This is a genomic window from Achromobacter sp. GbtcB20 (genome assembly GCF_019091095.1).
Classification (GTDB): domain Bacteria; phylum Pseudomonadota; class Gammaproteobacteria; order Burkholderiales; family Burkholderiaceae_B; genus Achromobacter; species Achromobacter mucicolens.
Genome location: NZ_JAGXJZ010000271.1, coordinates 1 through 406 on the forward strand (window position 1 = coordinate 1; position 406 = coordinate 406).

Below are 406 nucleotides of genomic sequence, written 5' to 3' on the forward strand. Positions count from 1 at the left end.
CCGTCACTTCCGGCATGTGGCCGTAGTTGTAGGGGTTGGCCGCGGTCTCGCTGCCGTACAGGTTCTTGCTGAAGGCCTTGAACTGCGAATCCGACGCGGCGGTGAAGGCGTTCGGCTCGTACTCCTCGCTCGACAGGTGGGTGCCCCAGGGCGAGAGGCTGGCGCCGCAGGTGATCCACAGGCCTTCGACGCCGGAGGTGTCGACGTTGTGGTACTTCACCAGGCTCAATTTGCCGGTGGTCTGGTCCTGGTCCAGGGTCAGCACCGCGATCGGCGACGGCAGGCGGCCGTACATGCCGGTGACGCCGTCCTGGGCCAGCGTGGTGTATTCGAACTGCACCACGGCGAAGACCGGTTTGCCCTTCACGCCCGCCACGTTCGCGTTCGGCACCGACAGCAGCGAAGT

At 65.8% G+C, this 406-nt stretch carries 1 pseudogene; it reads right to left on the reverse strand.

The features are described from left to right. Positions 1 to 406: pseudogene (locus tag KVT32_RS28935) on the reverse strand (alkaline phosphatase); the annotation flags it as partial.